Annotated in this window: 22 protein-coding genes; 14 read left to right on the forward strand and 8 right to left on the reverse strand. The window is 63.8% G+C overall.

The window, feature by feature from the left end:
• The first annotated feature begins 284 nt into the window (after nucleotides 1–284).
• The 5 genes from RA26_RS11900 (at nucleotide 285) to RA26_RS11920 (ending at nucleotide 5,518) form a co-directional block, all read left to right on the forward strand.
• Complete coding sequence (locus tag RA26_RS11900) at nucleotides 285–1,802, forward strand: ABC transporter ATP-binding protein (protein ID WP_039183917.1); 1,518 nt, start codon at nucleotides 285–287, stop codon at nucleotides 1,800–1,802.
• A gap of 42 nt (nucleotides 1,803–1,844) precedes the next feature.
• Nucleotides 1,845–2,927 (forward strand): ABC transporter permease, encoded by a 1,083-nt coding sequence (locus tag RA26_RS11905; RefSeq protein WP_039183918.1) that lies wholly within the window; start codon nucleotides 1,845–1,847, stop codon nucleotides 2,925–2,927.
• Between the two features lies 1 nt (nucleotide 2,928).
• Nucleotides 2,929–3,849 (forward strand): ABC transporter permease, encoded by a 921-nt coding sequence (locus RA26_RS11910; protein WP_039183920.1) that lies wholly within the window; start codon nucleotides 2,929–2,931, stop codon nucleotides 3,847–3,849.
• 60 nt (nucleotides 3,850–3,909) lie between these two features.
• On the forward strand, nucleotides 3,910–4,983 hold the full coding sequence (locus tag RA26_RS11915) for a BMP family ABC transporter substrate-binding protein (RefSeq protein ID WP_039183921.1): 1,074 nt from the start codon (nucleotides 3,910–3,912) through the stop codon (nucleotides 4,981–4,983).
• A gap of 178 nt (nucleotides 4,984–5,161) precedes the next feature.
• Nucleotides 5,162–5,518, forward strand: coding sequence for a VOC family protein (locus RA26_RS11920; protein WP_039183922.1), 357 nt, complete (start codon nucleotides 5,162–5,164; stop codon nucleotides 5,516–5,518).
• A gap of 66 nt (nucleotides 5,519–5,584) precedes the next feature.
• Here the strand turns inward: RA26_RS11920 and RA26_RS11925 are convergent, their stop codons facing one another.
• Together RA26_RS11925 and RA26_RS11930 are read right to left on the reverse strand one after the other, a co-directional pair.
• Nucleotides 5,585–6,820 carry an HlyD family secretion protein gene (locus RA26_RS11925; protein WP_039183924.1) on the reverse strand — a complete coding sequence of 412 codons (1,236 nt, stop codon included), beginning with the start codon at nucleotides 6,818–6,820 and terminating at the stop codon, nucleotides 5,585–5,587.
• A gap of 3 nt (nucleotides 6,821–6,823) precedes the next feature.
• On the reverse strand, nucleotides 6,824–7,267 hold the full coding sequence (locus tag RA26_RS11930) for a hypothetical protein (protein ID WP_039183925.1): 444 nt from the start codon (nucleotides 7,265–7,267) through the stop codon (nucleotides 6,824–6,826).
• 137 nt (nucleotides 7,268–7,404) lie between these two features.
• Between RA26_RS11930 and RA26_RS11935 the strand changes: the two genes are divergently transcribed.
• The 3 genes from RA26_RS11935 to RA26_RS11945 are packed head-to-tail and all read left to right on the forward strand — an operon-like array spanning nucleotide 7,405 to nucleotide 10,089.
• Nucleotides 7,405–8,367 (forward strand): aldo/keto reductase, encoded by a 963-nt coding sequence (locus RA26_RS11935; protein WP_039183927.1) that lies wholly within the window; start codon nucleotides 7,405–7,407, stop codon nucleotides 8,365–8,367.
• Between the two features lie 4 nt (nucleotides 8,368–8,371).
• The gene (locus RA26_RS11940; RefSeq protein ID WP_039183928.1) at nucleotides 8,372–9,442 is read left to right on the forward strand and encodes an NAD(P)/FAD-dependent oxidoreductase; all 1,071 of its coding nucleotides are present in this window, start codon (nucleotides 8,372–8,374) and stop codon (nucleotides 9,440–9,442) included.
• The gene (locus tag RA26_RS11945; RefSeq protein WP_039183929.1) at nucleotides 9,442–10,089 is read left to right on the forward strand and encodes a DUF938 domain-containing protein; all 648 of its coding nucleotides are present in this window, start codon (nucleotides 9,442–9,444) and stop codon (nucleotides 10,087–10,089) included. The genes RA26_RS11940 and RA26_RS11945 overlap by 1 nt, the downstream gene beginning before the upstream one ends.
• 29 nt (nucleotides 10,090–10,118) lie before the next feature.
• Here RA26_RS11945 and RA26_RS11950 read toward each other — a convergent pair whose 3' ends face one another.
• Both RA26_RS11950 and RA26_RS11955 read right to left on the reverse strand, forming a co-directional pair.
• Nucleotides 10,119–10,499 (reverse strand): hypothetical protein, encoded by a 381-nt coding sequence (locus RA26_RS11950; RefSeq protein ID WP_152612591.1) that lies wholly within the window; start codon nucleotides 10,497–10,499, stop codon nucleotides 10,119–10,121.
• A gap of 287 nt (nucleotides 10,500–10,786) precedes the next feature.
• Nucleotides 10,787–11,638: a LysR family transcriptional regulator gene (locus RA26_RS11955; protein WP_241482636.1), complete on the reverse strand. Its 852-nt coding sequence runs from the start codon at nucleotides 11,636–11,638 to the stop codon at nucleotides 10,787–10,789.
• Between the two features lie 99 nt (nucleotides 11,639–11,737).
• Between RA26_RS11955 and RA26_RS11960 the strand changes: the two genes are divergently transcribed.
• Nucleotides 11,738–12,328 (forward strand): HD domain-containing protein, encoded by a 591-nt coding sequence (locus RA26_RS11960; RefSeq protein ID WP_039183991.1) that lies wholly within the window; start codon nucleotides 11,738–11,740, stop codon nucleotides 12,326–12,328.
• 178 nt (nucleotides 12,329–12,506) lie between these two features.
• Nucleotides 12,507–12,944 carry a lipocalin-like domain-containing protein gene (locus RA26_RS11965; protein ID WP_039183932.1) on the forward strand — a complete coding sequence of 146 codons (438 nt, stop codon included), beginning with the start codon at nucleotides 12,507–12,509 and terminating at the stop codon, nucleotides 12,942–12,944.
• Between the two features lie 59 nt (nucleotides 12,945–13,003).
• On the opposite strand, the gene RA26_RS22095 is transcribed toward RA26_RS11965, so the two are convergent.
• Nucleotides 13,004–13,915, reverse strand: a complete 912-nt coding sequence (locus tag RA26_RS22095) for a LytTR family DNA-binding domain-containing protein (RefSeq protein ID WP_152612592.1) — start codon at nucleotides 13,913–13,915, stop codon at nucleotides 13,004–13,006.
• 181 nt (nucleotides 13,916–14,096) lie between these two features.
• On the opposite strand from RA26_RS22095, the gene RA26_RS22970 reads away from it, so the two are divergent.
• Complete coding sequence (locus tag RA26_RS22970) at nucleotides 14,097–14,273, forward strand: hypothetical protein (RefSeq protein ID WP_193747609.1); 177 nt, start codon at nucleotides 14,097–14,099, stop codon at nucleotides 14,271–14,273.
• 369 nt (nucleotides 14,274–14,642) lie between these two features.
• On the opposite strand, the gene RA26_RS11975 is transcribed toward RA26_RS22970, so the two are convergent.
• Nucleotides 14,643–15,536 (reverse strand): LysR family transcriptional regulator, encoded by an 894-nt coding sequence (locus RA26_RS11975; RefSeq protein WP_039183933.1) that lies wholly within the window; start codon nucleotides 15,534–15,536, stop codon nucleotides 14,643–14,645.
• A gap of 111 nt (nucleotides 15,537–15,647) precedes the next feature.
• Here RA26_RS11975 and RA26_RS11980 point away from each other — a divergent pair, with 111 nt between their 5' ends.
• Nucleotides 15,648–16,271, forward strand: coding sequence for an FMN-dependent NADH-azoreductase (locus RA26_RS11980; protein ID WP_039183934.1), 624 nt, complete (start codon nucleotides 15,648–15,650; stop codon nucleotides 16,269–16,271).
• A 103-nt stretch (nucleotides 16,272–16,374) separates the two neighbouring features.
• Here the strand turns inward: RA26_RS11980 and RA26_RS11985 are convergent, their stop codons facing one another.
• Nucleotides 16,375–16,965, reverse strand: coding sequence for a class I SAM-dependent DNA methyltransferase (locus RA26_RS11985; protein WP_039183935.1), 591 nt, complete (start codon nucleotides 16,963–16,965; stop codon nucleotides 16,375–16,377).
• Between the two features lie 168 nt (nucleotides 16,966–17,133).
• On the opposite strand from RA26_RS11985, the gene RA26_RS11990 reads away from it, so the two are divergent.
• Together RA26_RS11990 and RA26_RS11995 are read left to right on the forward strand one after the other, a co-directional pair.
• The gene (locus tag RA26_RS11990) at nucleotides 17,134–17,550 is read left to right on the forward strand and encodes a VOC family protein (protein ID WP_039183936.1); all 417 of its coding nucleotides are present in this window, start codon (nucleotides 17,134–17,136) and stop codon (nucleotides 17,548–17,550) included.
• A 144-nt stretch (nucleotides 17,551–17,694) separates the two neighbouring features.
• Entirely contained in the window at nucleotides 17,695–18,264 is a 570-nt protein-coding gene (locus RA26_RS11995; RefSeq protein WP_039183938.1) for a carboxymuconolactone decarboxylase family protein, read from the forward strand.
• A 69-nt stretch (nucleotides 18,265–18,333) separates the two neighbouring features.
• Here RA26_RS11995 and RA26_RS12000 read toward each other — a convergent pair whose 3' ends face one another.
• Nucleotides 18,334–20,841 (reverse strand): GcvT family protein, encoded by a 2,508-nt coding sequence (locus tag RA26_RS12000; protein ID WP_039183995.1) that lies wholly within the window; start codon nucleotides 20,839–20,841, stop codon nucleotides 18,334–18,336.
• Between the last annotated feature and the right edge of the window lie 4 nt (nucleotides 20,842–20,845).

A 20,845-nucleotide genomic window follows, 5' to 3' on the forward strand; every position in this document is an offset into this window, starting at 1 on the left:
TCGGGAAGATGCGCAACTCGCAATGCAATGTGGGTCAGCTTGACCTGTGCTCAGGGCCGATGCAGCCCGGCGCGCGTACCGCTGGTGCCGTTCCACCATGGTATCCCCGCGGCCATACCCCTGAAATCGCAGGGCATTTGCCCAAACACTATTCCCATGGCGGGAAACCAGCAGTATCCCTTGGCGGCACTGCATCCGGCCATCCGCAATGAAACGGAGACCGGGATGCCCGCCGCGGCGGCGGCTGAGTGGGGGATCAGAACAATGAAAGAGGACCGGCGCACGTGACTGTACCACTTTTGAGCCTTCAGGGCCTGACCAAGGCTTATCCCGGAGTGGTGGCAAATGACACTGTCTCCTTTGACATTGGCGAGGGCGAAGTGCATGCCCTGCTGGGCGAAAACGGCGCCGGCAAGTCGACCCTGGTCAAGATGATCTACGGGCTGGTCAAACCCGACAGCGGCAAGATGCTGCTGCGCGGACAGCCCTATGAGCCCGCTGAGCCGCGCCAGGCGCGCGCCGACGGCATCGCCATGGTGTTCCAGCACTTCTCGCTGTTCGACGCGCTCAACGTGGCCGAAAACATCGCCCTGGGCATGGAAAACCCGCCGGAAATGCGTGACCTTGCTGCCCGCATCCGAGAGGTGTCGGAAACCTACGGCCTGCCGCTCGATCCCTACCGCACCGTCGGCGACCTGTCGGCAGGGGAGCGCCAGCGGGTCGAGATCATCCGCTGCCTGCTGCAGGACCCCAAGCTTCTGATCATGGATGAGCCGACCTCGGTGCTGACGCCGCAGGAAGTGGAGATCCTGTTCAAGACCCTGCAGAAGCTGCAGTCCGAGGGCACCTCGATCCTCTATATCTCCCACAAGCTGGAAGAAATCCGCACGCTGTGCGACCACGCCACCATCCTGCGGCTGGGCAAGAATGTGGGCGAATGTACTCCCTCTGAGACCTCCGCCCGGGACATGGCCGAAATGATGGTTGGCAGCACCCTGCAAACGCCTGAACGCGGCAGCCGTGAGTTCGGCGAAGTCGCAATGGACATCTCCGGCCTGTCGGTGCCTGCGCCTTCCGCCTTTGGCACCGCGCTCAAAAACGTGCATCTGACCGTGCGCAAGGGCGAGATCCTCGGCATCGGCGGTGTTGCCGGCAACGGCCAGGACGAACTGCTGGGCGTGCTGTCCGGCGAAACCCTGACCGAACCCGACGCAGTGAAACTGCATGGGCAGCCAATCGGCAAACTGGGCCCAACCGCCCGGCGCAAGCTTGGTGTGCTGGCCGCACCGGAAGAACGCCTCGGCCACGCCGCTGCGCCGGACATGAGCCTGACCGAGAACGCAATGCTCACCGGTTCGGTGCGCGAGGGGCTGGAGAAGAACGGCTTCCTCGACTGGGGTGCCACCAAGGACTTTGCCGAACGCATCATCAAGGCGTTTGATGTCCGCACACCGGGCCCCGGCAATGCAGCCCGGTCGCTGTCCGGCGGCAACCTGCAGAAATTCGTGATCGGGCGGGAGGTGCTGCAGGACCCGGATGTGCTGGTGGTGAACCAGCCGACCTGGGGCGTCGATGCCGCCGCCGCCGCGTCCATCCGCCAGTCGCTGCTGGATCTCGCGGCCAAGGGTGCGGCGGTCATTTGCATCAGCCAGGATCTGGATGAGCTGATGGAAATCTCCGACAGCTTTGCCGCCCTGAACGAAGGCCGCCTCAGCGCACCGCGCGAAGCGGCAGGCCTGACGGTGGACGAAATCGGCCTGATGATGGGCGGCGCCCACGGCATGGAGGTGGCGCATGTCTGACCTCCGCAACAGAAAACAAAAGATGAAACAGGGAGCCGCTTCATGATCCGGCTTGAGAAACGGCCGCAGCCGTCGCGCGCCTGGTCGATGGCCACGCCGCTGGTGGCGGTGATTGCCACCATGATCGTCGGCGGGCTGCTGTTCGCGGCGCTTGGCAAACCGCCGGTTGAGGCGATCCGCACCATTTTCTGGGAACCGCTGTTTGGCGAGTTCTCCTTCTACTACCGGCCGCAACTGTTGGTCAAAGGCGCGCCGCTGGTGCTGATCGCCATCGGCCTCAGCCTTGGCTTCCGTGCCGGCATCTGGAACATCGGCGCCGAGGGCCAGTACATCATGGGGGCCATCTTCGGCGCCGGCGCCGGCCTTGCCTTCTACCCCTCCGAGTCCTTCCTGATCTTCCCCTTCATGGTCCTCGCAGGCGCCTTCGGCGGCTGGATCTGGGCGATGATCCCGGCGATCCTCAAGACACGCTTCGGCACCAACGAAATCCTGGTCTCGCTGATGCTGGTCTATGTGGCCGAGCAGTTCCTCGCCTCGGTCTCGCTGGGCCTTTTGAAGAACCCCGAGGGCTTCGGCTTCCCCGGTTCCCGCAACCTGCAGTCCTGGGACGCCGCCCATAATGCTGAGCTGCTCACCGGCACCGGCATGCATTGGGGCGTGGTGGCGGCGCTGATTGCGGTGATCTTTGCCTATGTGCTGCTGAACCGCCACATGACCGGCTACCACATCCGCCTGACCGGCGAGGCGCCGCGCGCCGCCAAATTCGCCGGCGTGAACCCTACCCGCCTGGTGCTGTTCTGCCTCGGCACCTCCGGCGCGCTGGCAGGCCTTGCCGGCCTGTTTGAGGTCTCCGGCCCCTCCGGCCAGATCTCCATCGACTTCAACGTGGGCTATGGTTTCACCGCAATCATCGTCGCCTTCCTGGGCCGCCTGCACCCGGTCGGCATCCTGTTGGCAGGCGGGCTGATGGCGCTGACCTACATCGGCGGCGACATCGCCCAGTCGAACCTGCAGCTGCCCGCAGCCGCCATTCAGGTCTTCCAGGGGATGCTGCTGTTCTTCCTCTTGGCCTTCGACCTTCTGACCAATTTCCGCATCGCAATCGGCAAGCCGGAGGTGGCGTAACATGGATCTTTCTGCAATCAATCCGGTCCTGCTCATCGCCTCGCTGATGGTGGCGGCAACCCCGCTGCTGCTGGCGGCCATCGGCGAACTGGTGGTCGAGAAGGCCGGCGTCCTGAACCTCGGTGTCGAGGGGATGATGATCGTCGGCGCCATCGCCGGTTTCGCCACCGCGGTGGAGAGCGGCTCGCCGCTCCTCGGCTTCGTTGCTGCCGCCATCGCAGGCGCGGCGCTGTCGATCCTGTTTGCCATCCTCACCCAGTTTGCCCAGGCAAACCAAGTGGCCTCCGGCCTGTCGCTGACGCTCTTTGGCCTCGGCCTGTCAGCACTGATGGGTCAGTCCTATGTCGGCATCAAGCCGCCGCAGATGGGCGATATCCACATCCCGGTCCTCAGCGACCTGCCCGTCGTCGGCCCGATCTTGTTCGGCCATGACATCATCCTCTACTTCGGCATCGCCCTGACCGCCGCGGTCTGGTGGGTGCTGAAATACTCCCGGCTCGGTCTGGTGCTGCGCGCGGTGGGCGAAAACCACGACGCAGCCCATGCGCTGGGATACAAGGTGCTGAAAATCCGCTTGGCTGCGATCATGTTCGGCGGCGCCTGCGCAGGCCTGGGCGGCGCCTACATCAGCCTCATCCGCGTGCCGCAATGGACCGAAGGCATGACCGCCGGCATCGGCTGGATTGCGCTGGCGCTGGTGGTTTTTGCCAGCTGGAAACCCTGGCGTGCGCTGCTGGGTGCCTATCTCTTCGGCGGCGTCACCGTGGTGCAGCTCAATCTGCAGGCAGCAGGCGTTGCCATTCCGGTCGAGTATCTGGCAATGTCGCCCTATCTGATTACAATCATTGTGCTTGTTATCCTTTCGGCGGACAAAAGCAGCGCTCCTGCCTCGCTTGGCCGCAACTTCCACGCCTCCCGCTAGACGGGGGGCTTTTCACTGCCCCATCTGCCGGGGCCAAAAGATCAAACTGGGGAGAACCTGATGAAACTGACCAATCTTCTGACCAGCGCCGCCGTGGCGCTTGGCCTGGCCGCAGGCGCGGCGATGGCCGATACCACCAAGGTGGGCTTTGTCTATGTCGGCCCCGTCGGCGATGGCGGCTGGACCTATGAGCACGACCAGGGCCGCAAGGCGGTTGAAGCTGAGTTCGGCGATAAGGTCGAAACCGTCTATGTGGAAAACGTCGCCGAGGGTCCGGATGCCGAGCGTGTGATGACCCAGATGGCACTGGAAGGCGCTGACCTGATCTTCACCACCTCCTTCGGCTACATGGATCCGACCATCAACGTCGCCAAGAAATTCCCGAACGTGAAGTTCGAACACGCCACCGGCTACAAGCGCGCCGACAACGTCTCGACCTATTCCGCCCGCTTCTATGAGGGCCGCGCGGTGCAGGGCACCATCGCAGGCCACATGACTGAGTCGAACATCATCGGCTATATCGGCTCCTACCCGATCCCGGAAGTGATCCGCGGCATCAACTCCGCCTATCTCCATGCCAAGAAGGTAAACCCCGACGTCCAGTTCAAGATCGTCTGGGCTTTCACCTGGTTCGACCCGGCGAAAGAGGCTGACGCCGCCAAGGTGCTGATCGAACAGGGCGCTGACGTGATCCTGCAGCACACCGACTCCACCGCGCCGCAGGCAGCTGCACAGGCCGCAGGCAACGTGATCACCTTCGGCCAGGCCTCCGATATGTCGGAGTATGCGCCGAAGCCGCGCGTCTCCTCCATCATCGACGACTGGGCGCCCTACTATATCGCCCGCACCCGCGCCGTGATGGACGGCACATGGGAGAGCGCAGACACCTGGGACGGCATCGGGGCCGGCATGGTTGGCATCGGCGAAATCTCGGATGCGGTTCCGGCGGACGTCAAGGCCGCGGCACTGGCAATCAAGGACGCGCAGGCTGACGGCTCCTACCACGCCTTCACCGGTCCGATTAACAAGCAGGACGGCTCCGCCTGGCTGGCAGAGGGCGAAGTCGCTGATGACGGTACCCTGGCCGGCATGAACTTCTATGTCGAAGGCATCGAAGGCGACATCCCGCAATAAGCGAACCGTCCTATGACACACAAAGGCCCGCCGTCAGGCGGGCCTTTTTTTGTTACCGCGAAACGTCTGATCTCAGCAAAGCCTGCTGACACACCCTGTCACTGCCCTGATGTACTCCCAGCTCCACAAGCCCGCGGGATCCTGCCCGCGGCGCGCTCAGGCACTTTGGAGATTGCTTTTGAAACTGAATTACTTCGTTGTCGGCACCAACAACATGGATGCCGCGGTCAAATTCTATGACGCGCTTTTTGAAAACCAGGGATTTACCCAGGTCCGGCCCAGCGAACGGATGACCTATTGGCTGAAGGAAGATTTTGCCTTTGCCGCCGCCCTCCCCTTTGACGGCGCACCGGCCACCCATGGCAACGGAACCATGGCGGGTTTCAGTCTCGGCTCCGCGGACGAAGCCGCAAGGTTGCACCAGAAGGCGCTTGACCTGGGCGGCACCTGCGAAGGCGCACCGGGGCAGCGCGGGCCGCGGTTCTCGGCCTATGTGCGGGACCTGGACGGCAACAAGCTGTGTTTCGCGGACTGAGCAAGCCACAATGGCAAAAGGCGGGCCCGCAGGCCCGCCTTTCCTATCCTTTCGGCAAGCCCCACCTCAGTGGCCGGACAGCACCAGCGTCTGCACCGGCATCAGCAAGAGCCGCAGCCGCAGCCCCGCCGCATGGACCACCCCGATGGTGTCCACCACATGCAGGAATGCCCATTCAGCGGTGCCGATGCTGTCGTCATGCTCCAGCCGCTCGTGGTTGCTGGTATAGACATTGGCCAGGCAGTTGCTGCCCGGCGGCAGTGCCTCGGCAGTGCCCTCGTAAAGCGGCTCCATGAACACAGTAATGGTGCCGGGCTTGCGCATGTTGCCCAAGTCGCGCAGCTCATCCGTGGGGCGCAGCTGGCCGGTTGCGATCACGTCCTGCACTTCGACGACCACCATAGGGATCACCGTGAAGGGTTTGGTCATACAGCCGATTTCACCGATCATACCGGGCTTGATCACCTGAGCCGACATCTGATTGAACCCCGCCTGGAAGCGGTTCCTGCCAGAGGCCAGCGGCACCAGAATGCCCGCCGGGCGCAGCACCGGGCTGACATAATCGCCAACCTGCAGCGCGAACTGTTCCACCCTGCCGTCGACACCGGCGCTGATCAGCGTCTTGTCCAGCTCCGCCTGCGCCAGCTGCAGCTGCGCTTCGGCACTGGCCATCTGGGCCGGGATCAGCACCTCGATCTGCTGCTCCACTGCCGCCTTCTGCGCCTGCGCTGCCTCAACCGAGGCCGCCCGCTGGTCCACCAGGTTCTCCAGCCGCTCAATCTCAGCCGGCCGCACCGCGCTGGAGCCCTGGTCCCGCAGTGTCTGGTTGCGCTCCAGATCATCCCGCGCCTGCGCCAGCGCCGCCTGCGCCTGCGCAATGCCTGCATCTGCCTGGGCCAGGTCTGTATCTGCCAGCTTGCGCGAGGCCTCCACTTGGGCAATCGCCGCGCGGGCGGATTCCAGTGCTGCCTTCTGCGACAGCCCCTCCAGCCGCAGGATAGGGTCGCCCGCCTTCACTTCCTGATTGTTGACGACATAGACCTCGGCCACCCGCCCGCCGACCTGCGGCAGGATGGTGACAGTACGGAAGTAGGAGGCCACCGTATTGGTCGCCGGATGGAAATAGAACAGCGTGGTCAGCACCATCAGGGTCAGCATCACGCAGGCCGTCAGGCCCCAGCGCAGCTCATACCAGATGGAAAACAGCGTCAGCTCCTGACCGACCCGCTTGCCCTGCACATAGCGGCGAAACAGGAAGTCCGGCAGGATGGTGACCAGCGCGCATAGAAGTGTCTCAATCATCGCTCAGTGCCCCTCTGCCACGGGTTCCGCCTGCTTCGGTGCAGGTTCTTCGGCCGTCTCCGGCTGCGGCGCGTCCCCGTCCTGCGCCGCGGGTGCATCAGGCTCCCGCCCCAGGCCGCGGACCGCATCGGCAATGGCGCGCAGCGGCGCCGCCAGATCCGGTATCTGGAACCCTGCCATCAGGATCGCGGCCACCCAAAAGATGTTGTTGTGGGTAAACAGCGCAAGCAGCGCCAGAATGCCGACCAGCTGGAACTGCGGGTGGTTGCTCTTGTGCGCCATCTTCTCCGGCAGCGCGTGCAGCGTGAAATAGGCAACCCCGATCAGCAGGATCAGGACAATGGTGAACACTGCCATGAAGGTGAACAGGAAATCGCTTCCGTCCGCCGCGGTGACATAAGAAGGAATATGCCCCGCAGCCATCGGATGTGCATTGGGCGTCGTCATCGTCCGTCCCCCGTTTCAATTTATTTTTTTGAACTTCCTCCAATAGTTGCACCGCCTTGGCGGTTTGACCAAGCATTTTGTCTGCCAGCGCCGGAATTGCCCTTTGCCTGCCCGGCCTTGCGTGCCACTCTCCGACCATGACACAGAGCCCCCGCACGCCCCTCACCAGCCCCGACGGCACCCCTGCCAGCCGCTTTGCTTTTGGCTGCATGCAGTTCGGCGGCCGCGCCACCGAAGCCCAGTCGGCTGAAATGTACGCTGCCTGCCGCGCTGTCGGCATCACCCATTTCGACACCGCCTGGGTCTATACCGGTGGCAACTCGGAACAGATCCTCGGCCGCCTTATCAAGCAGGAGCGGAACCAGCTTCTGATCGCCACCAAGGCAGGCTACGAGGGCGGCGCCGGGGCTGCCAATCTGCGCACCCAGCTGGACGAAAGCCGCCTCCGGCTGGATCTGGACATGGTCGATGTCTTCTACCTGCACCGCTTCGACCCGCACACCGACCTGCGCGAAACGATGGATTGTTTCGCCGCGCTCAAGGCGGCGGGCCTGATCCGCTATGCAGCGCTGTCAAACTTCGCCGCATGGCAGGTGATGAAGGCGCAGATGGCCGGGCTGGCCTCCGGCATTTCAGTCGACCTCCTGCAACCGATGTATTCGCTGGTAAAACGCCAGGCTGAGGTGGAGATCCTGCCGATGTGCGCCGACCAGGGCATCACCGCGGTGCCCTACTCACCCCTTGGCGGCGGCCTCCTCACCGGCAAATACGCTATTGGCGGCACGGGCCGCATCACGGAGGACGCAGGCTATGGCATCCGCTACAGCCCCGCCGCCATGCATCAGACCGCCGCGGCGCTGACAGAACTGGCCGCCCAGCGCGGCACCCATCCCGCCACCCTCGCCGTGGCCTGGGCCGCCGCCCACCCGTCCGCCCCGGTGCCGATCATCTCCGCCCGCAATCCGGAGCAGCTGCAGCCCTCGCTGGCAGCGCTGGATTTCCCGATGGACGCGGATCTCTACCGCGCGATCGAGGCGCTCAGCCCGCGCCCCGCGCCCGCCACCGACCGGCTGGAAGAACAACAAGACCACAAGGACTAGACCCATGCAGGATTTCATCGTCATCGGCGGCGGCATGGCCGGCACCAGCGCCGCCGCCCGGCTGGCCAGCCTCGGCAGCGTCACCCTGCTCGAAATGGAGGACGCGCTTGGCTACCATTCCTCCGGCCGCTCCGCCGCGCTGTTTGAGGAAAACTACGGCCACGGAGCCACCATCGACCTGAACCGCGCCAGTGCCGCGCACCTGCGCGAGAACGGCTACCTGTCGCCGCGCGGGCTGATGCTGGTCGGGGCCAAGGGCGATGCCGACGGTTTTACCCGCGACGTGGATGAGCTGGGCATGGCGACGCTGGAGCTGGACGAAGCCCGCGCCATGGTGCCGATCCTGAACCCGGAAACCGTGGGCTACACTGCCATCAGCGGCGCGGCGGAGGACATCGACACCGACCGGATGCTGCAGGACTTTGCCAAGGCCCTGCGCGCGGCACGCGGCCAAACCGTGACCAAGGCGCCGGTGACCGCAATCACCCGCATCAGCGGCGGCTGGCAGGTCACCGCAGGCGGCGCGGTTTATGAGGCACGCAACCTGGTCAACGCCGCTGGCGCCTGGGCCGATCAGGTCGCGGCACTCGCCGGGGTCGCCGCCATCGGCCTGCAGCCCAAGCGCCGTTCGATGGCCCGGCTGCCCGCCCCCGGCGGGCATGACGTCAGCGGCTGGCCGATGCTGCTGGGCGTGGGCGAAACCTGGTACGCCAAACCCGACGCCGGCAAGCTCCTGGTCTCTCCCGCGGATGCTGATCCGGTGGACCCGCATGACGCCTATGCCGACGACATGGTGCTGGCCGAGGGGCTGGCGCGGTATGAGGAGATGGTGACAGAACCGGTAACGCGGGTCGAAGGCAACTTTGCCGGGCTGCGCAGCTTTGTCGCTGATGGCACGCTGGTGCTGGGGCCGGACGCGGGCCAGCCCGATTTCATCTGGTGCGCGGGCCAGGGCGGATACGGCATCATGACCGCGCCCGCCGCCTCGCAGCTGATTGCCGATCTGGTTGCAGGCCGCAAACCGGTTCTGGACGCTGCCACTGTGGCCGCGCTGTCGCCCGCGCGGCTGCGCTGATGCCGGTGCGCTCCGTTCCCGGCGCGGCCTCTGTCGCGGAACCGCAGGGCGGCAAGCTGTTTGCCCCCTCGGCTGCACGCAACAGCGGCGCCATCTGCGATCTGCTGACGGAAGCAGCCCCGCCGCGGGGCCGCGCCCTGGAAATCGCCAGCGGCACCGGCCAGCATGTGATTGAATACGCGGCCCGCCTGCCCGGCCTGATGTGGCAGCCAACAGAGGTGGACGCCACCCGCCGTGCCAGTATCCAGGCCTATGCCGAGGAGGCGGGCTTGCCCAACATCGCACCACCCGCCGAGCTGGACGCCACCGCCCCCGGCTGGGGCGCGGACCACGCAGGCCAGGACCTGATCGTGCTGGTGAACCTGCTGCATCTCATCAGTGAAAGCGAGGCCCGCACGCTGATCCAGGAGGCCGCCGCCGCCCTCGCCCCCGGCGGGCGGTTTGTCATCTACGGCCCCTTCATGCGCGGCGGCGACCTCATCAGCGAGGGCGACCGCGCCTTCCACACCGCCATCACCGCGAACGATCCGGAGACCGGCTATAAGGATGACGCTGAGGCTATTGGTTGGCTGCAGGCTGCCGGTTTGGAGATGATACGGTCAGTCGAAATGCCCGCCAACAACCTGGCGCTGGTTAGCCAGAAATAGCGCCACAAGTGGTTTACTTTAGCATCGGTTTAGAACCCGACTTGGAAGGACCAGTTTTCGACGACCTGATACGTTCCCCTACTTCCGTGCACAGCTGACTTTCCACGCAGTGTCGCGCCGAAACATCCCTCAGTCACACTCAAGGCTCTGGATCTTTCAATTTCCATTGCCAAACCGTCCCACAAGCACGGGGCGAAGTTGCCGGGATAGATGAAACTCTCTTCATCCGCGGGATCGTATTCCACAATGTCACCGATACGGACAAACAGCAGCTTTTGATATTCGAACAGATTCCGGAAGACGTTTTTGCGGACCAGCACGGCTTCACTGTCGTCACCGCAGGGCTCCCCGCACAATTCTCGCAGCCCTTCAATTTTTTCGAGCTGAGACCAGTTCAGAACTACAAACAACTGAACCGCCGCTTGCCCAAGCTCTCCCTCATAAAACGCAGTTCGCCTATGGAGCTGGATTCCAGCCTGCTCAGGGTCCACGCCCCCCTACACCGCTTCCGGTGCCCCGAGCAGTTTGACCGGTCGACCGGCCCACAGAAAACTCCCGTACCAAAGTACTGCAAATATCGTGCAGCCAAGCATTAGCTTCTTCTGCGGAATTCCGAAAATGCGTTTTGTCATAAGAACTCCTTGAAACACGCCGAAATTGCGCAGCCACCCCTCTGGTGTCAACGGTCTCACAATCTTCAGCCGCCGCCTCGCACCTCCTGCAGCCCCCGGATCACCTGGCGGATGTGCTCCAGCGCCGGGTTGTCTGGCAGATAAAGCGCGCGGCAGCCGAGGGTGATCTCCGGCGCACCCTCCACTGCGTGCAGCATCCCTGCCGCCAGCGCCTCTGCTGCCATATAGGCCGGAAAATACCCCATGCCGCCGCGCCTTTGCAGATAGCGCAGCCCCATCAGCGCATTGCCCAGCACGATGTGCTGGCGGCTGCGGGCGGGCAGAGCATCCTGCAGTTGCACATCATATTCAGCGCCAAATTCCAGGTTGACGAACAGCGGCAGTGCATCCTGCCCCAGACGCAAAGGGCGGTCCGCGACCAGCACCAGGCGTTCCGGCGGCAACTCCTCCGCCACCAGCCGCGTACCCGCCGGCACCTCATTCACAATCGCCACGTCCAACAGACGGTGCGCCACCGCCTCGCCCATGTTCATTGCGTGGTCATAGTTCAACGTGAAGGGCACCGTACCCTGCTCCTCCTCCAGCCAGACCGCCACATCGACCAGCAGCGGATCCCAGACCGACAGCTGCGCCCCCAGCCGCAACGGCACCTGCCCCTGCAGGCTCGCCTTCAGATCGCCTGCGACAAACTCCCAGGTCCGCATCATCTGCTCGGCATAAGGCAGGAACTGCCGCCCCGCCGCGCTCAGCCTTGTGCCGCCGGGGCCGCGATCAAACAGCGGCGTACCCAACGCTTCCTCCAGCGCCTTGATCCGGGCGCTGACGGCTGTCTGGGTGACGTTCAACGCCCGCGCCGCGCCGTGAAAGCTGCCCGCGGCCTCGATGGCCAGAAAGGTCTTGAACGCGCTGATCTGCATGGTGATCACTATTTCCTTTCGCTTTGAGCAAATCAATTCGTTTTCCTGATCATGCATGACTCGCTACCTTGCCAGCAGATCAACCAAAGGACCCGCGCCATGCTGGACAAAAGCCACAAGCCAACCTGGACCAGTTTCGAAGAAGCCACCGCCGCCGACTGGGCCGCGGTGGAGAAATACGAAGAGGAATACAACGCCGCCCTGCCCGACCGCATCCTCGATGCGATCCGCTCGCTGGACGAGGACTGGACCCCCTATCCGGTAAACCGCTACCAGCACTCGCTGCAGGCCGCGACGCGTGCCTGGGAAGACGGCGCCGACGACGAGATCATCGTGGCCGCCCTAGTGCATGACACCGGTGACATCCTGTCCCCCTATAACCACGGTGAGCTGTCGGCGGCGATGATGAAGCCCTATGTCAGCGAGAAGACCTACTGGATCCTCAAGCACCACTGCGTGTTCCAGGGCTTTTACTACAACCACCACTTCGGCGGCGACCGCAACGCCCGCGACAAATACCGCGACAGCACCTATTGGGAGGACTGCCGGTATTTCTGCGAAAAATACGACCAATGCGCCTTTGACCCGGAGTATCCGACCAAACCGCTTGAGTTCTTCGAGCCGATCCTGCGCAAGGTGCTGTCGCGCGGCTGGGGCCACATGGAGCTGGCTGAAACGGCTGAGGGCTGACACACCAGGCACTGCCGCCCTGCGTCCTTATCCTGGCCTGGCCAGGCTGCGCCCCCTCCGGCTGCCCCCTGGCCGGAAGGGGCACTGTCATTTGCGTGACCCGCCGCGCAGACCCGGCTAGGGGGTCCACCCGGTTTCTGGCATACTGGCGCCCTCTGCTGCATGGAGGATGACCGCAATGCCGGATGCCAGCGCACTGATCGGATCCTGGCGCATGATCTCGTGGACCCGCACCTCTGCCGCCACCGGGGAAACCGTGGACGCTCTCGGCCCGTCTCCTATCGGCTATATCGCCTATCACCCGGACGGGCGGATGATGGCCACCGTGTTCCGGCGCGACCGGATCAGCCAGAGCAGCGAAGGCTGGAGCACGGAGGAGAAAGCCGAACTGTTCGACGATATGTTGGCCTATGTCGCCTCCTATACCCTGGAGGACAACCGGGTAGTCCACCATGTGGAAGGCGCCTGGAATCCGGACTGGGCGGGCGATTTGTCCCGCCCCTTCACCTTGGACGGCGACCGGCTGAGCATCGGCGGCGCGCCTGGTGTGGACCCGGCGACCGGAGAAGACGTGATCTACAACATGGAATTCCGCAAAGTGGGCTGCCAGCCGTAACGGCCCAGCTGCTCGCATCCGCGTATTGCACGCCGCCTTGGAGGACGGCCCGGCCGGGGTCAGCCCTCCCCCGCCTGCCAGGCCTGCATGACTTCCCGCACATGGGCACGGCGTCCGCGGGCGACAGGAACTTCCGTGCCATCTGCCAGCAGCAGCACATCGCTCTGACCGCCACGCCTCAGCCCTGCAACCGCGTCACGGGCCACCCACCAGGACCGGTGCGGCTGCAGGCCCGCATCCTGCGGCATCTGCGCCAGAAGATCGGCCAGCCGCCCGCGCAGGGTCAGCTCGCTGCCTCCCGCCGATACCCGCAAGTAGTGCTCCTCTGATTTCACATAGCGCAGCTGCTCCAATGCGAATTTCTGCCCGCCGACAACGACCGCAGTCCCGTTGAGCCCTTCGGCAGCGCCGCGCGGCGGCTGAACGGGCTGCTCCGGCACAGCCGGTGCGGGCCTCGATTCCACTGGCGGTTCGCAGCCCGGCCGCTTGCGCCGGTACAAATCCAGCCCCAGCGCCGCGTCCGCCTGCGGCAGGATGAACACGAACATCAAGGTCTCGAAGATATAGCTCAGGGCGATGTTGTAGGGCAGATGCTGCAGCAGGACCCGCCTGCTGAACTCCAGGTCTGCAAACCCCGACGCCAGTGCCAGCACCAGGACCGTGACCACCGCCATCGCAGTTGCATTCGGCACCAGCCGCAGCAGCCGTATCCTTCGTCCGCCCGGCGCCAGCGCCAGCCAGCCCAGCAGCACCGCCGCATAAACAAAGACAAACGCGGCCACGCACACCATCCAGATCAGGATGTTCACCTGCAGCGGCATCCCTGCCTCGCGGTATCCATGCGTGTCGAACGCAACCAGCAGCAAGACCACCGCCGCGGCGTATTTCAGAAACACCCCACTGCGTAAAACCATCATCATTTCATGTACCGTGAACTGCGGCGGTTCACCGAACATGTCAAAAAGCTGCATTTCGCGGCTTTGGAGATTGTCCTTGATCGTCCCCAAACCTATCAGCCCCCCGTTATCAGGTTACCTGTTGATGAGTGGCCGGAGACGGCTTCTTTCCTTGTATTGCCGCACAAAGGAAGCTGTCTCCGCGCTCACCCGTTCACCTTCGTCTATTCCTTTCCCCGTCAATGGCAGATGCAGAATGCGCCAGTTTGTTCCAGCAGATTTCGAGAAGGCCGCCAGCGACCTTGACCGTCTCAAGGAGGCCTATTTCGCAGCCGGCGCAGACCCGGCTGCGCGCGACACCGCCGAAGCGGCCCTGGCCGCGGCCATGCGCTGGATCAGCATTGCTCTGGAGAGTTACTCGCCCCGGAACTGAACCGCCGGCCCACGCCACGGCTGATCCCCGCCGCGGCCCGAAAGGCACCAGCCGTGCCGCGGCGGGGCTCCGCTTTTGATGTCTGAGGCCATTCCTGTTCATTCCTTGATCTTAGCCAGAGGAATTTCGGAATGTGAATGGGTAAATACATGTTTTTGCAGGGAAACTGGCACGTTTTTCCCTCTGGCGGTTTTCGCCGATTGTGGTAAAATCCGCCACAATCAGCCCGCATATGAAGCCATTGTTATCAGAAGCGCAATGCCAACAGTGCACGACAGCGCGCCGGGATGAGGTGCCCCTCTGTCAGAACCTTTGCACATACCGCGGCCCTGGGGGCACTAATTACCCCTGTCCCGCGCAACCCCCAGCTCAACGCCCTGCTAGGCGCGCGGCAAGGAAATCCACGAAAGCGCGCGTTTTCGGCTCCAACTGGCGCCGTTCGGCATAGACTGCACTAACCGGCGTGCCTGCAGGCAGCGAGGGAAACCCGCCGAGCAGGGCAACAAGATCACCGCGTTCAAGCTCCTTTCCGGCAATCCACTCCGGCAACATGGCGATCCCGCATCCGGATATGGCCAGCGACTTCTGGAACTCCAGCCCGTTCGCTTGCACCGGCCCGCCGACGGGCACCTCGCAAGGACCGTCCGGCGTGGCAAACCGCCAATGCGTCCGGCCGGCGGATATGCGGAAAGACAGGCACTGGTGCCCCGGCAAATCCAAAGGATGCGCCGGTCTTCCGTGTGCTTTGACGTAAGCCGGACTGGCACAGAGCTGCGACCGGCTTTCGAACAGCTTGCGGGCGACCAGGCTGGAATCCTTCAGCTGCCCCATACGGACCGCAAGGTCGATCCGTCCATCCACCAGGTCGCTGAGAGCAGAGGAAAGCAGCAGCCGGACCTTTACCTCTGGATATTCCTGCAGGAATGCGGGCAGCAGCGGTGAAATCAGTGCTACGGCCAGATCCGGCTCCGCGGTCACCGTCAGTACTCCGGCGGGCGCGCCGGTCATGCGGGCAATGCCGCTGCGGGCCGCCTCCAGTTCTTCGGCGGCCCGGCGCGCATGGCGGTAATACAGTTCGCCCGCCTCTGTCAGGCTCTGCTTGCGGGTGGTGCGCAGAAACAGCCGGGCGCCCAGCGCCTGCTCGAGCTGCTGAATCTGGCGCGCCACTGACGACGGCGCGACACCAAGCACGCGCGCAGCGGCAGAGAAACTGCCCTCCTCCACCACACAGACAAAGAGATTGATGTTTCCAGCTTCGCTCATTTGTGCAGTTTGTGCATAAATCCTTTGCAATTCAATGCGTTTTTGCGCGACCACGGCGCCTCCATATTGCTTCTGTCGAAACCACTCATTCCCTCAGACAGGAGACCCGGAATGACCAAACTGCTGTTTATCAAAGCCTCGCCCCGCGGCGGCGAGTCGAAATCCGCTGCGATCGCCAATGCCTATCTGGCCAGGCTTCAGGACCGGACACCAGACCTTGAGGTGGATGTGCTGGACCTGTCGGTCGTCCCCCTGCCGGACTTTGACGGCAACAAGGTTGCCGCCAAGATGAGCGTGATCACCGGCCAGGATCACGATGACGCCCAGCGCACCGCCTGGGACCAAATCACCAGCATGGCCCAGCGCTTCATCAGCGCCGACATCTACCTGATCGCCACACCGATGTGGAACGGCAGCATCCCCTATAAATTCAAGCAGTACATCGATCTGATCCATCAGCCCGGCCTGCTGTGGGGGCTGGATCCCGAAACCGGGTATTTTGGCCTGCTGGAAGGCAAACGGGCCGTGCTGGCCTTGACCAGCGGCGCCTACGGGCCGGATATGCCATCGCCAGCCTTTGGGGTGGATCACCAGTCGGCCTACTTGAAGTTCTGGCTGAACCAGGCGGGAGTGGAGGACATCGCGGAACTCCGCTTCCAGCCGACGCTGCTGACGGCCGACCCGGAGGCCGGTTTCAAGGCCGCTGTCGACGAGGCGGAAAAGCTGGCTTCCTGAGGGTTGCGCTGCGCGCTGCGCGCGGCTTGCCTGGCCCAACCGGACCCTGCGGATTTCATATCCGCAGGTGAACGGGCGGGAGCCTCCCGCGCGGCTGTTCAGGTCACTTGCGGCTGCCCGTTCCCATCAATACCGGCATGGCCTGGCCGCCGCTGCCCATCTCAAACACCTGTTCCACACGGATACCGTCAAGGCCGGCCTGATGCAGCACGTCCCGCACCTGCTGCACCGTCAGTCCGGAACCGCCCCTGTCCCGGGCCAGCCAGTCCCATTGCACAAACAGGCCGCCACTGTTCAAAAGCCCCGCCAGTTGCGCCACAGCGCCTGGATAGTCCGGCAGGAAGCTGCAGACAGAAGATGCGCAGATCAGGTCAAAGCCCCTGAGCCCCTCCCCCGCGCCGCGCCCGTCCAGGATGTCCGCATGAAGCGCCCTGACATTTGGCAGCGCTTTCCCGGCCAGCACCGCGATCATCCGCTCCGAGGTATCAACGGCTGCAACTTCCTGCACATGCGGAGCCAGTTTCCCGCTCAGCAGACCTGTGCCGCAGCCGAAATCAAGCACCCGCTTGTCGTGCCAGCCGCCTCCGGTGATGCCTGCAAAAGCATCGAGCGCGGCAAATGCCCGGTTCGCATAAAGCCGGACATCGCTGTTGCCGTCCCATCCGTCCGCATAGTCGTTCCAATCGCTGCTCATATGCCCGCCCGCCCTGCCTTGGTGCCTCAGGCCCGGGACCATGGCGGGGCGTGCAGGCACCGTCAACAGGAAGCGGGCGGGCGGCTGGCAGCCGCGCGGGGTTGAGCCGGAAACTGTGCAGGTCTAGAACTTTTATGACGGGCCAGACTTCCAGAAAGGACTCTCAGCATGATTGCCTATGTCACCGTCGGTGCTGATGACATTGCGCAGGCAAAACGGTTCTATTCCGCGCTCCTCCCGGCCCTTGGCTACGCGATGGAGGAAGGGCCCGCGGGATTGAGCTGCACTCTGCCCGTTGCGCCGGGCCAGTCTCCCGTTCTGCCTGATTTCTATGTTAAGCCGACCTTTGACGGGCGCCCGGCATCGGCTGGAAACGGGTCGATGGTCGCCTTCCAGGCCCGCAATCAGCAGCAGGTGCGCGACCTGCACGCCGCCGCCCTCGCCGCGGGCGGATCGGACGAAGGCCCGCCGGGGTTCCGCGCCGCCTACGGGCCCCGCTTCTATGTCGGTTACCTGCGCGATCCGCAGGGCAACAAGATCGCGCTGTTCTCCAGCGATCCGAACGAGCCGGGACGGGACGGATAGGGCCGCCGCGCCTGGCGCCTGAATACATTTCACGCCAAAACGGGAACCGGTGCGCAATCTCCGCGCAGGTGTCTGCGGCTTGTTCAGGCTTCCATCGACAGGCAGACTGGGTCGCAGTCTTGGCTGCCCTTTGGAGGATAGAAGATGAAGCGCTTGTTCCCATCCCTGCCCGAAGACGCCACGTTAGGCAGTGTCTACCGCGCCTTCCCGGAGAAGCTTGCACCGCTGGCGGAGTATACCAACCGGGTGATGCGGGGGAAAAGCGACCTCTCCATTGCCGAACGGGAACTGATCGGAGCCTATGTTTCGGGGCTGAACGCCTGTGCGTTCTGCCATGGCGCGCATATGATCTTTGCCAGGGCCTATGGGGTGGCGCCGGAAACCATTGACGCCCTGATGCAGGATCTGGAGACGGCACCGGTTAAAGCAAAGCTGAAGCCCGTGCTTGCCTATGTCCGCAAGCTCACCCTGACGCCGTCCCGCATGACCGAAGAGGATGCCAATGCGGTTTACGCAGCAGGCTGGAGCGAAAGCGCGCTGTTTGACGCCATTCAGGTCTGCGGGGTCTTCAGCCTGGCAAACCGCTTTGTGGAAGGCTCCGGCATCAATGAGTACCACATGGACCCCAAGGCCGTGGACGAAGCACTGCTGGACGAATGCCGCAGCGACACCAGCTATTCGGATTTCGGCCGGGAAAATGGCCTGGATATGTAAACGGCATTGCCGCCCCAACAAAAAAGCCCCGGCCAATGACCGGGGCTTCTTCATTTCTTCCGTCAGACCTTAGCCGTTCTGGCGGATGGTCTCGTTCTTCGGATCGTAGGGGCTGTCGCAGGTGACGACCGCATCCCACAGCTTGTCCTGGATCTTGACCTGCAGCTTGGTGCCTTCCACCGCATAGTCGGGCTTCACATAGCCCATGCCGATGGATTTCTCGAATGCCACCGAGTAGCCGCCGGAAGTCAGTCGGCCGACGCGGGTGCCGTCTTCGGCATAAAGCGCCTCGCGGCCCCAGGGATCGGCGTCGGACGGGCCGTCGATCAGCAGGGTACAGCACTTCACGCGGACGCCGGTCTCGACCAGCTTGTCCTTGCCATGGAAGTCCTTCTCCAGATCAACAAAGCGCGGCAGGTCGGCTTCCAGCGGGGTCGCGTCGCGGCCCAGCTCGTTGCCGAAGGCGCGGTAGGATTTCTCCTGGCGCAGCCAGTTCTGTGCGCGCGCACCCACCAGCTTCATGCCGTGCTTCTCACCGGCTTTCTCAAGCAGGTCGAACAGGTAGTTCTGCATCTCGATCGGGTGATGCAGTTCCCAGCCCAGTTCACCGGTGTAGGCAACACGGATCGCATTGACCGGGCACATGCCCAGTTCGATCTGCTTGGCCGACAGCCAGGGGAAGCGCTTGTTGGACAGTGCCGTTTCCGGATCGGCGTCGACGATCACCTCTTTCAGCACATCGCGGGATTTCGGGCCTGCGATGGCGAAGACGCCCCACTGGGTGGTCACGTCCTGGATCTCGATATAGCCGAACTCCTCCATCTTGTCCTCAGCCGCCTTGCGCAGGAAGTCGGCGTCATACTCGGACCAGGCACCGGCGGAGACCAGGTAGTAGTTGTTCTCGCCGTTGCGCACGATGGTGTATTCGGTGCGGGTGGTGCCGAATGCTGTCAGCGCGTAGGTCAGGTTGATCCGGCCGACCTTCGGCAGCTTGTTGCAGGTGAACCAGTCCAGGAACTGGGTGGCACCGGGGCCCTTGACGACATGCTTGGTGAACGCGGTCGCGTCGATCAGGCCAACGCCTTCACGCACGGCTTTCGCCTCGTCCACGGCATGCTGCCACCAGCCGCCGCGGCGGAAGGAGCGGGCGTCGTGGTCGTAGTTCTGCGGTGCATCGACGGGGCCGAAGTAGTTCGGGCGTTCCCAGCCGTTGACCCAGCCGAACTGTGCGCCGCGGGCCTTCTGGCGGTCGTATGCCGGCGCGGTGCGCAGCGGACGGCAGGCTTCGCGCTCTTCGTCCGGGTGGTGCAGGATGTAGACGTGCTCATAGCACTCTTCGTTCTTGCGGGCCGCGAACTCGGTGGTCATCCAGTTGGAGGAGTAGCGTTTCGGGTCGAGCGACGCCATGTCGATCTCGGCCTCGCCGTCCACCATCATCTGCGCCAGGTAGTAGCCGGTGCCGCCTGCGGCGGTGATGCCGAAGGAGAAGCCTTCTGCCAGCCACATGTTGCGCAGGCCCGGTGCCGGGCCGACCAGCGGGTTGCCGTCGGGAGTGTAGCAGATCGGGCCGTTGAAGTCGTCCTTGAGGCCGGATTCCGCGCAGGACGGAACGCGCTCTGCCATTGCCATGTACTGCTCTGCGATCCGGTCCAGATCCAGCGGGAACAGGTCGGCACGGAAGCTGTCCGGCACGCCGTGCTCGAACTGTGCGGGCGCGCCGCGCTCGTAGATGCCCAGGATCCAGCCGCCGCGCTCTTCGCGCGCATAAGACTCGTTGTCGGCGTCGCGCACAACGGGGTGCTCGGGATTGCCGGCTTCACGCCATTTGACCAGCTCGGGGTCCTTGTCCATGACGATAAAGGTGTGCTCGACCGGGATGGCCGGCATCTTGATGCCCAGCATTTTCGCGGTGCGCTGTGCGTGGTTGCCCGACGCGGTCACGACGTGCTCTGCGGTGATCACCACCTGCTCGTCGGAGGGGACCAGGTTGCCGCCCTTTTCGACCATCTTGGTGCAGGTGACTTCCCAGTGGGTGCCGGTCCAGTGGAACGCGTCGGCCTGCATCTTGCGGACGATGTCGACACCGCGCTGACGGGCGCCTTTGGCCATCGCCTGGGTCACGTCTGCCGGGTTAATGTAGCCGTCCTCGGTGTGGTAAATCGCGCCTTTCAGGTCGCCGGTCTCAATCAGCGGCCAGCGCTCCTTGATCTGATCCGGGGTCAGCCACTCATAGTCCACGTCGCAGGTTTCCGCAGTGGAGGCATAGAGCATGTATTCGTCCATGCGCTCCTGGGTCTGCGCCATGCGCAGGTTGCCCACCACGGCGAAACCTGCGTTCAGGCCGGTTTCCTCTTCCAGGGTCTTGTAGAAATCGACCGAGTACTTGTGGATGTGGGTGGTCGCGTAGGACATGTTGAACAGCGGCAGCAGGCCCGCCGCGTGCCAGGTGGAGCCGGAGGTCAGCTCGTCACGCTCGATCAGCATGACGTCTTCCCAGCCGGCTTTGGCCAGGTGATAGGCAATCGAGGTGCCGACGGCGCCGCCGCCAACAACAAGTGCTTTGACTTGGGTTTTCATTCTC

Origin of the sequence: Leisingera sp. ANG-M7 (genome assembly GCF_000813965.1) — a bacterium.
Taxonomy (GTDB): domain Bacteria; phylum Pseudomonadota; class Alphaproteobacteria; order Rhodobacterales; family Rhodobacteraceae; genus Leisingera.

What these genes read in the sequence shown, in the direction of transcription:
- RA26_RS11905 (WP_039183918.1), top strand. Translation starts at nt 1,845, where the DNA reads ATGATCCGGCTTGAGAAACGGCCGCAGCCGTCGCGCGCCTGGTCGATG.
- RA26_RS11910 (WP_039183920.1), top strand. Translation starts at nt 2,929, where the DNA reads ATGGATCTTTCTGCAATCAATCCGGTCCTGCTCATCGCCTCGCTGATG.
- RA26_RS11915 (WP_039183921.1), top strand. Translation starts at nt 3,910, where the DNA reads ATGAAACTGACCAATCTTCTGACCAGCGCCGCCGTGGCGCTTGGCCTG.
- RA26_RS11925 (WP_039183924.1), bottom strand. Translation starts at nt 6,820, where the DNA reads ATGATTGAGACACTTCTATGCGCGCTGGTCACCATCCTGCCGGACTTC.
- RA26_RS11930 (WP_039183925.1), bottom strand. Translation starts at nt 7,267, where the DNA reads ATGACGACGCCCAATGCACATCCGATGGCTGCGGGGCATATTCCTTCT.
- RA26_RS11935 (WP_039183927.1), top strand. Translation starts at nt 7,405, where the DNA reads ATGACACAGAGCCCCCGCACGCCCCTCACCAGCCCCGACGGCACCCCT.
- RA26_RS11940 (WP_039183928.1), top strand. Translation starts at nt 8,372, where the DNA reads ATGCAGGATTTCATCGTCATCGGCGGCGGCATGGCCGGCACCAGCGCC.
- RA26_RS11945 (WP_039183929.1), top strand. Translation starts at nt 9,442, where the DNA reads ATGCCGGTGCGCTCCGTTCCCGGCGCGGCCTCTGTCGCGGAACCGCAG.
- RA26_RS11955 (WP_241482636.1), bottom strand. Translation starts at nt 11,638, where the DNA reads ATGCAGATCAGCGCGTTCAAGACCTTTCTGGCCATCGAGGCCGCGGGC.
- RA26_RS11960 (WP_039183991.1), top strand. Translation starts at nt 11,738, where the DNA reads ATGCTGGACAAAAGCCACAAGCCAACCTGGACCAGTTTCGAAGAAGCC.
- RA26_RS11965 (WP_039183932.1), top strand. Translation starts at nt 12,507, where the DNA reads ATGCCGGATGCCAGCGCACTGATCGGATCCTGGCGCATGATCTCGTGG.
- RA26_RS22095 (WP_152612592.1), bottom strand. Translation starts at nt 13,915, where the DNA reads ATGCAGCTTTTTGACATGTTCGGTGAACCGCCGCAGTTCACGGTACAT.
- RA26_RS22970 (WP_193747609.1), top strand. Translation starts at nt 14,097, where the DNA reads ATGCGCCAGTTTGTTCCAGCAGATTTCGAGAAGGCCGCCAGCGACCTT.
- RA26_RS11975 (WP_039183933.1), bottom strand. Translation starts at nt 15,536, where the DNA reads ATGAGCGAAGCTGGAAACATCAATCTCTTTGTCTGTGTGGTGGAGGAG.
- RA26_RS11980 (WP_039183934.1), top strand. Translation starts at nt 15,648, where the DNA reads ATGACCAAACTGCTGTTTATCAAAGCCTCGCCCCGCGGCGGCGAGTCG.
- RA26_RS11985 (WP_039183935.1), bottom strand. Translation starts at nt 16,965, where the DNA reads ATGAGCAGCGATTGGAACGACTATGCGGACGGATGGGACGGCAACAGC.
- RA26_RS11990 (WP_039183936.1), top strand. Translation starts at nt 17,134, where the DNA reads ATGATTGCCTATGTCACCGTCGGTGCTGATGACATTGCGCAGGCAAAA.
- RA26_RS11995 (WP_039183938.1), top strand. Translation starts at nt 17,695, where the DNA reads ATGAAGCGCTTGTTCCCATCCCTGCCCGAAGACGCCACGTTAGGCAGT.
- RA26_RS12000 (WP_039183995.1), bottom strand. Translation starts at nt 20,841, where the DNA reads ATGAAAACCCAAGTCAAAGCACTTGTTGTTGGCGGCGGCGCCGTCGGC.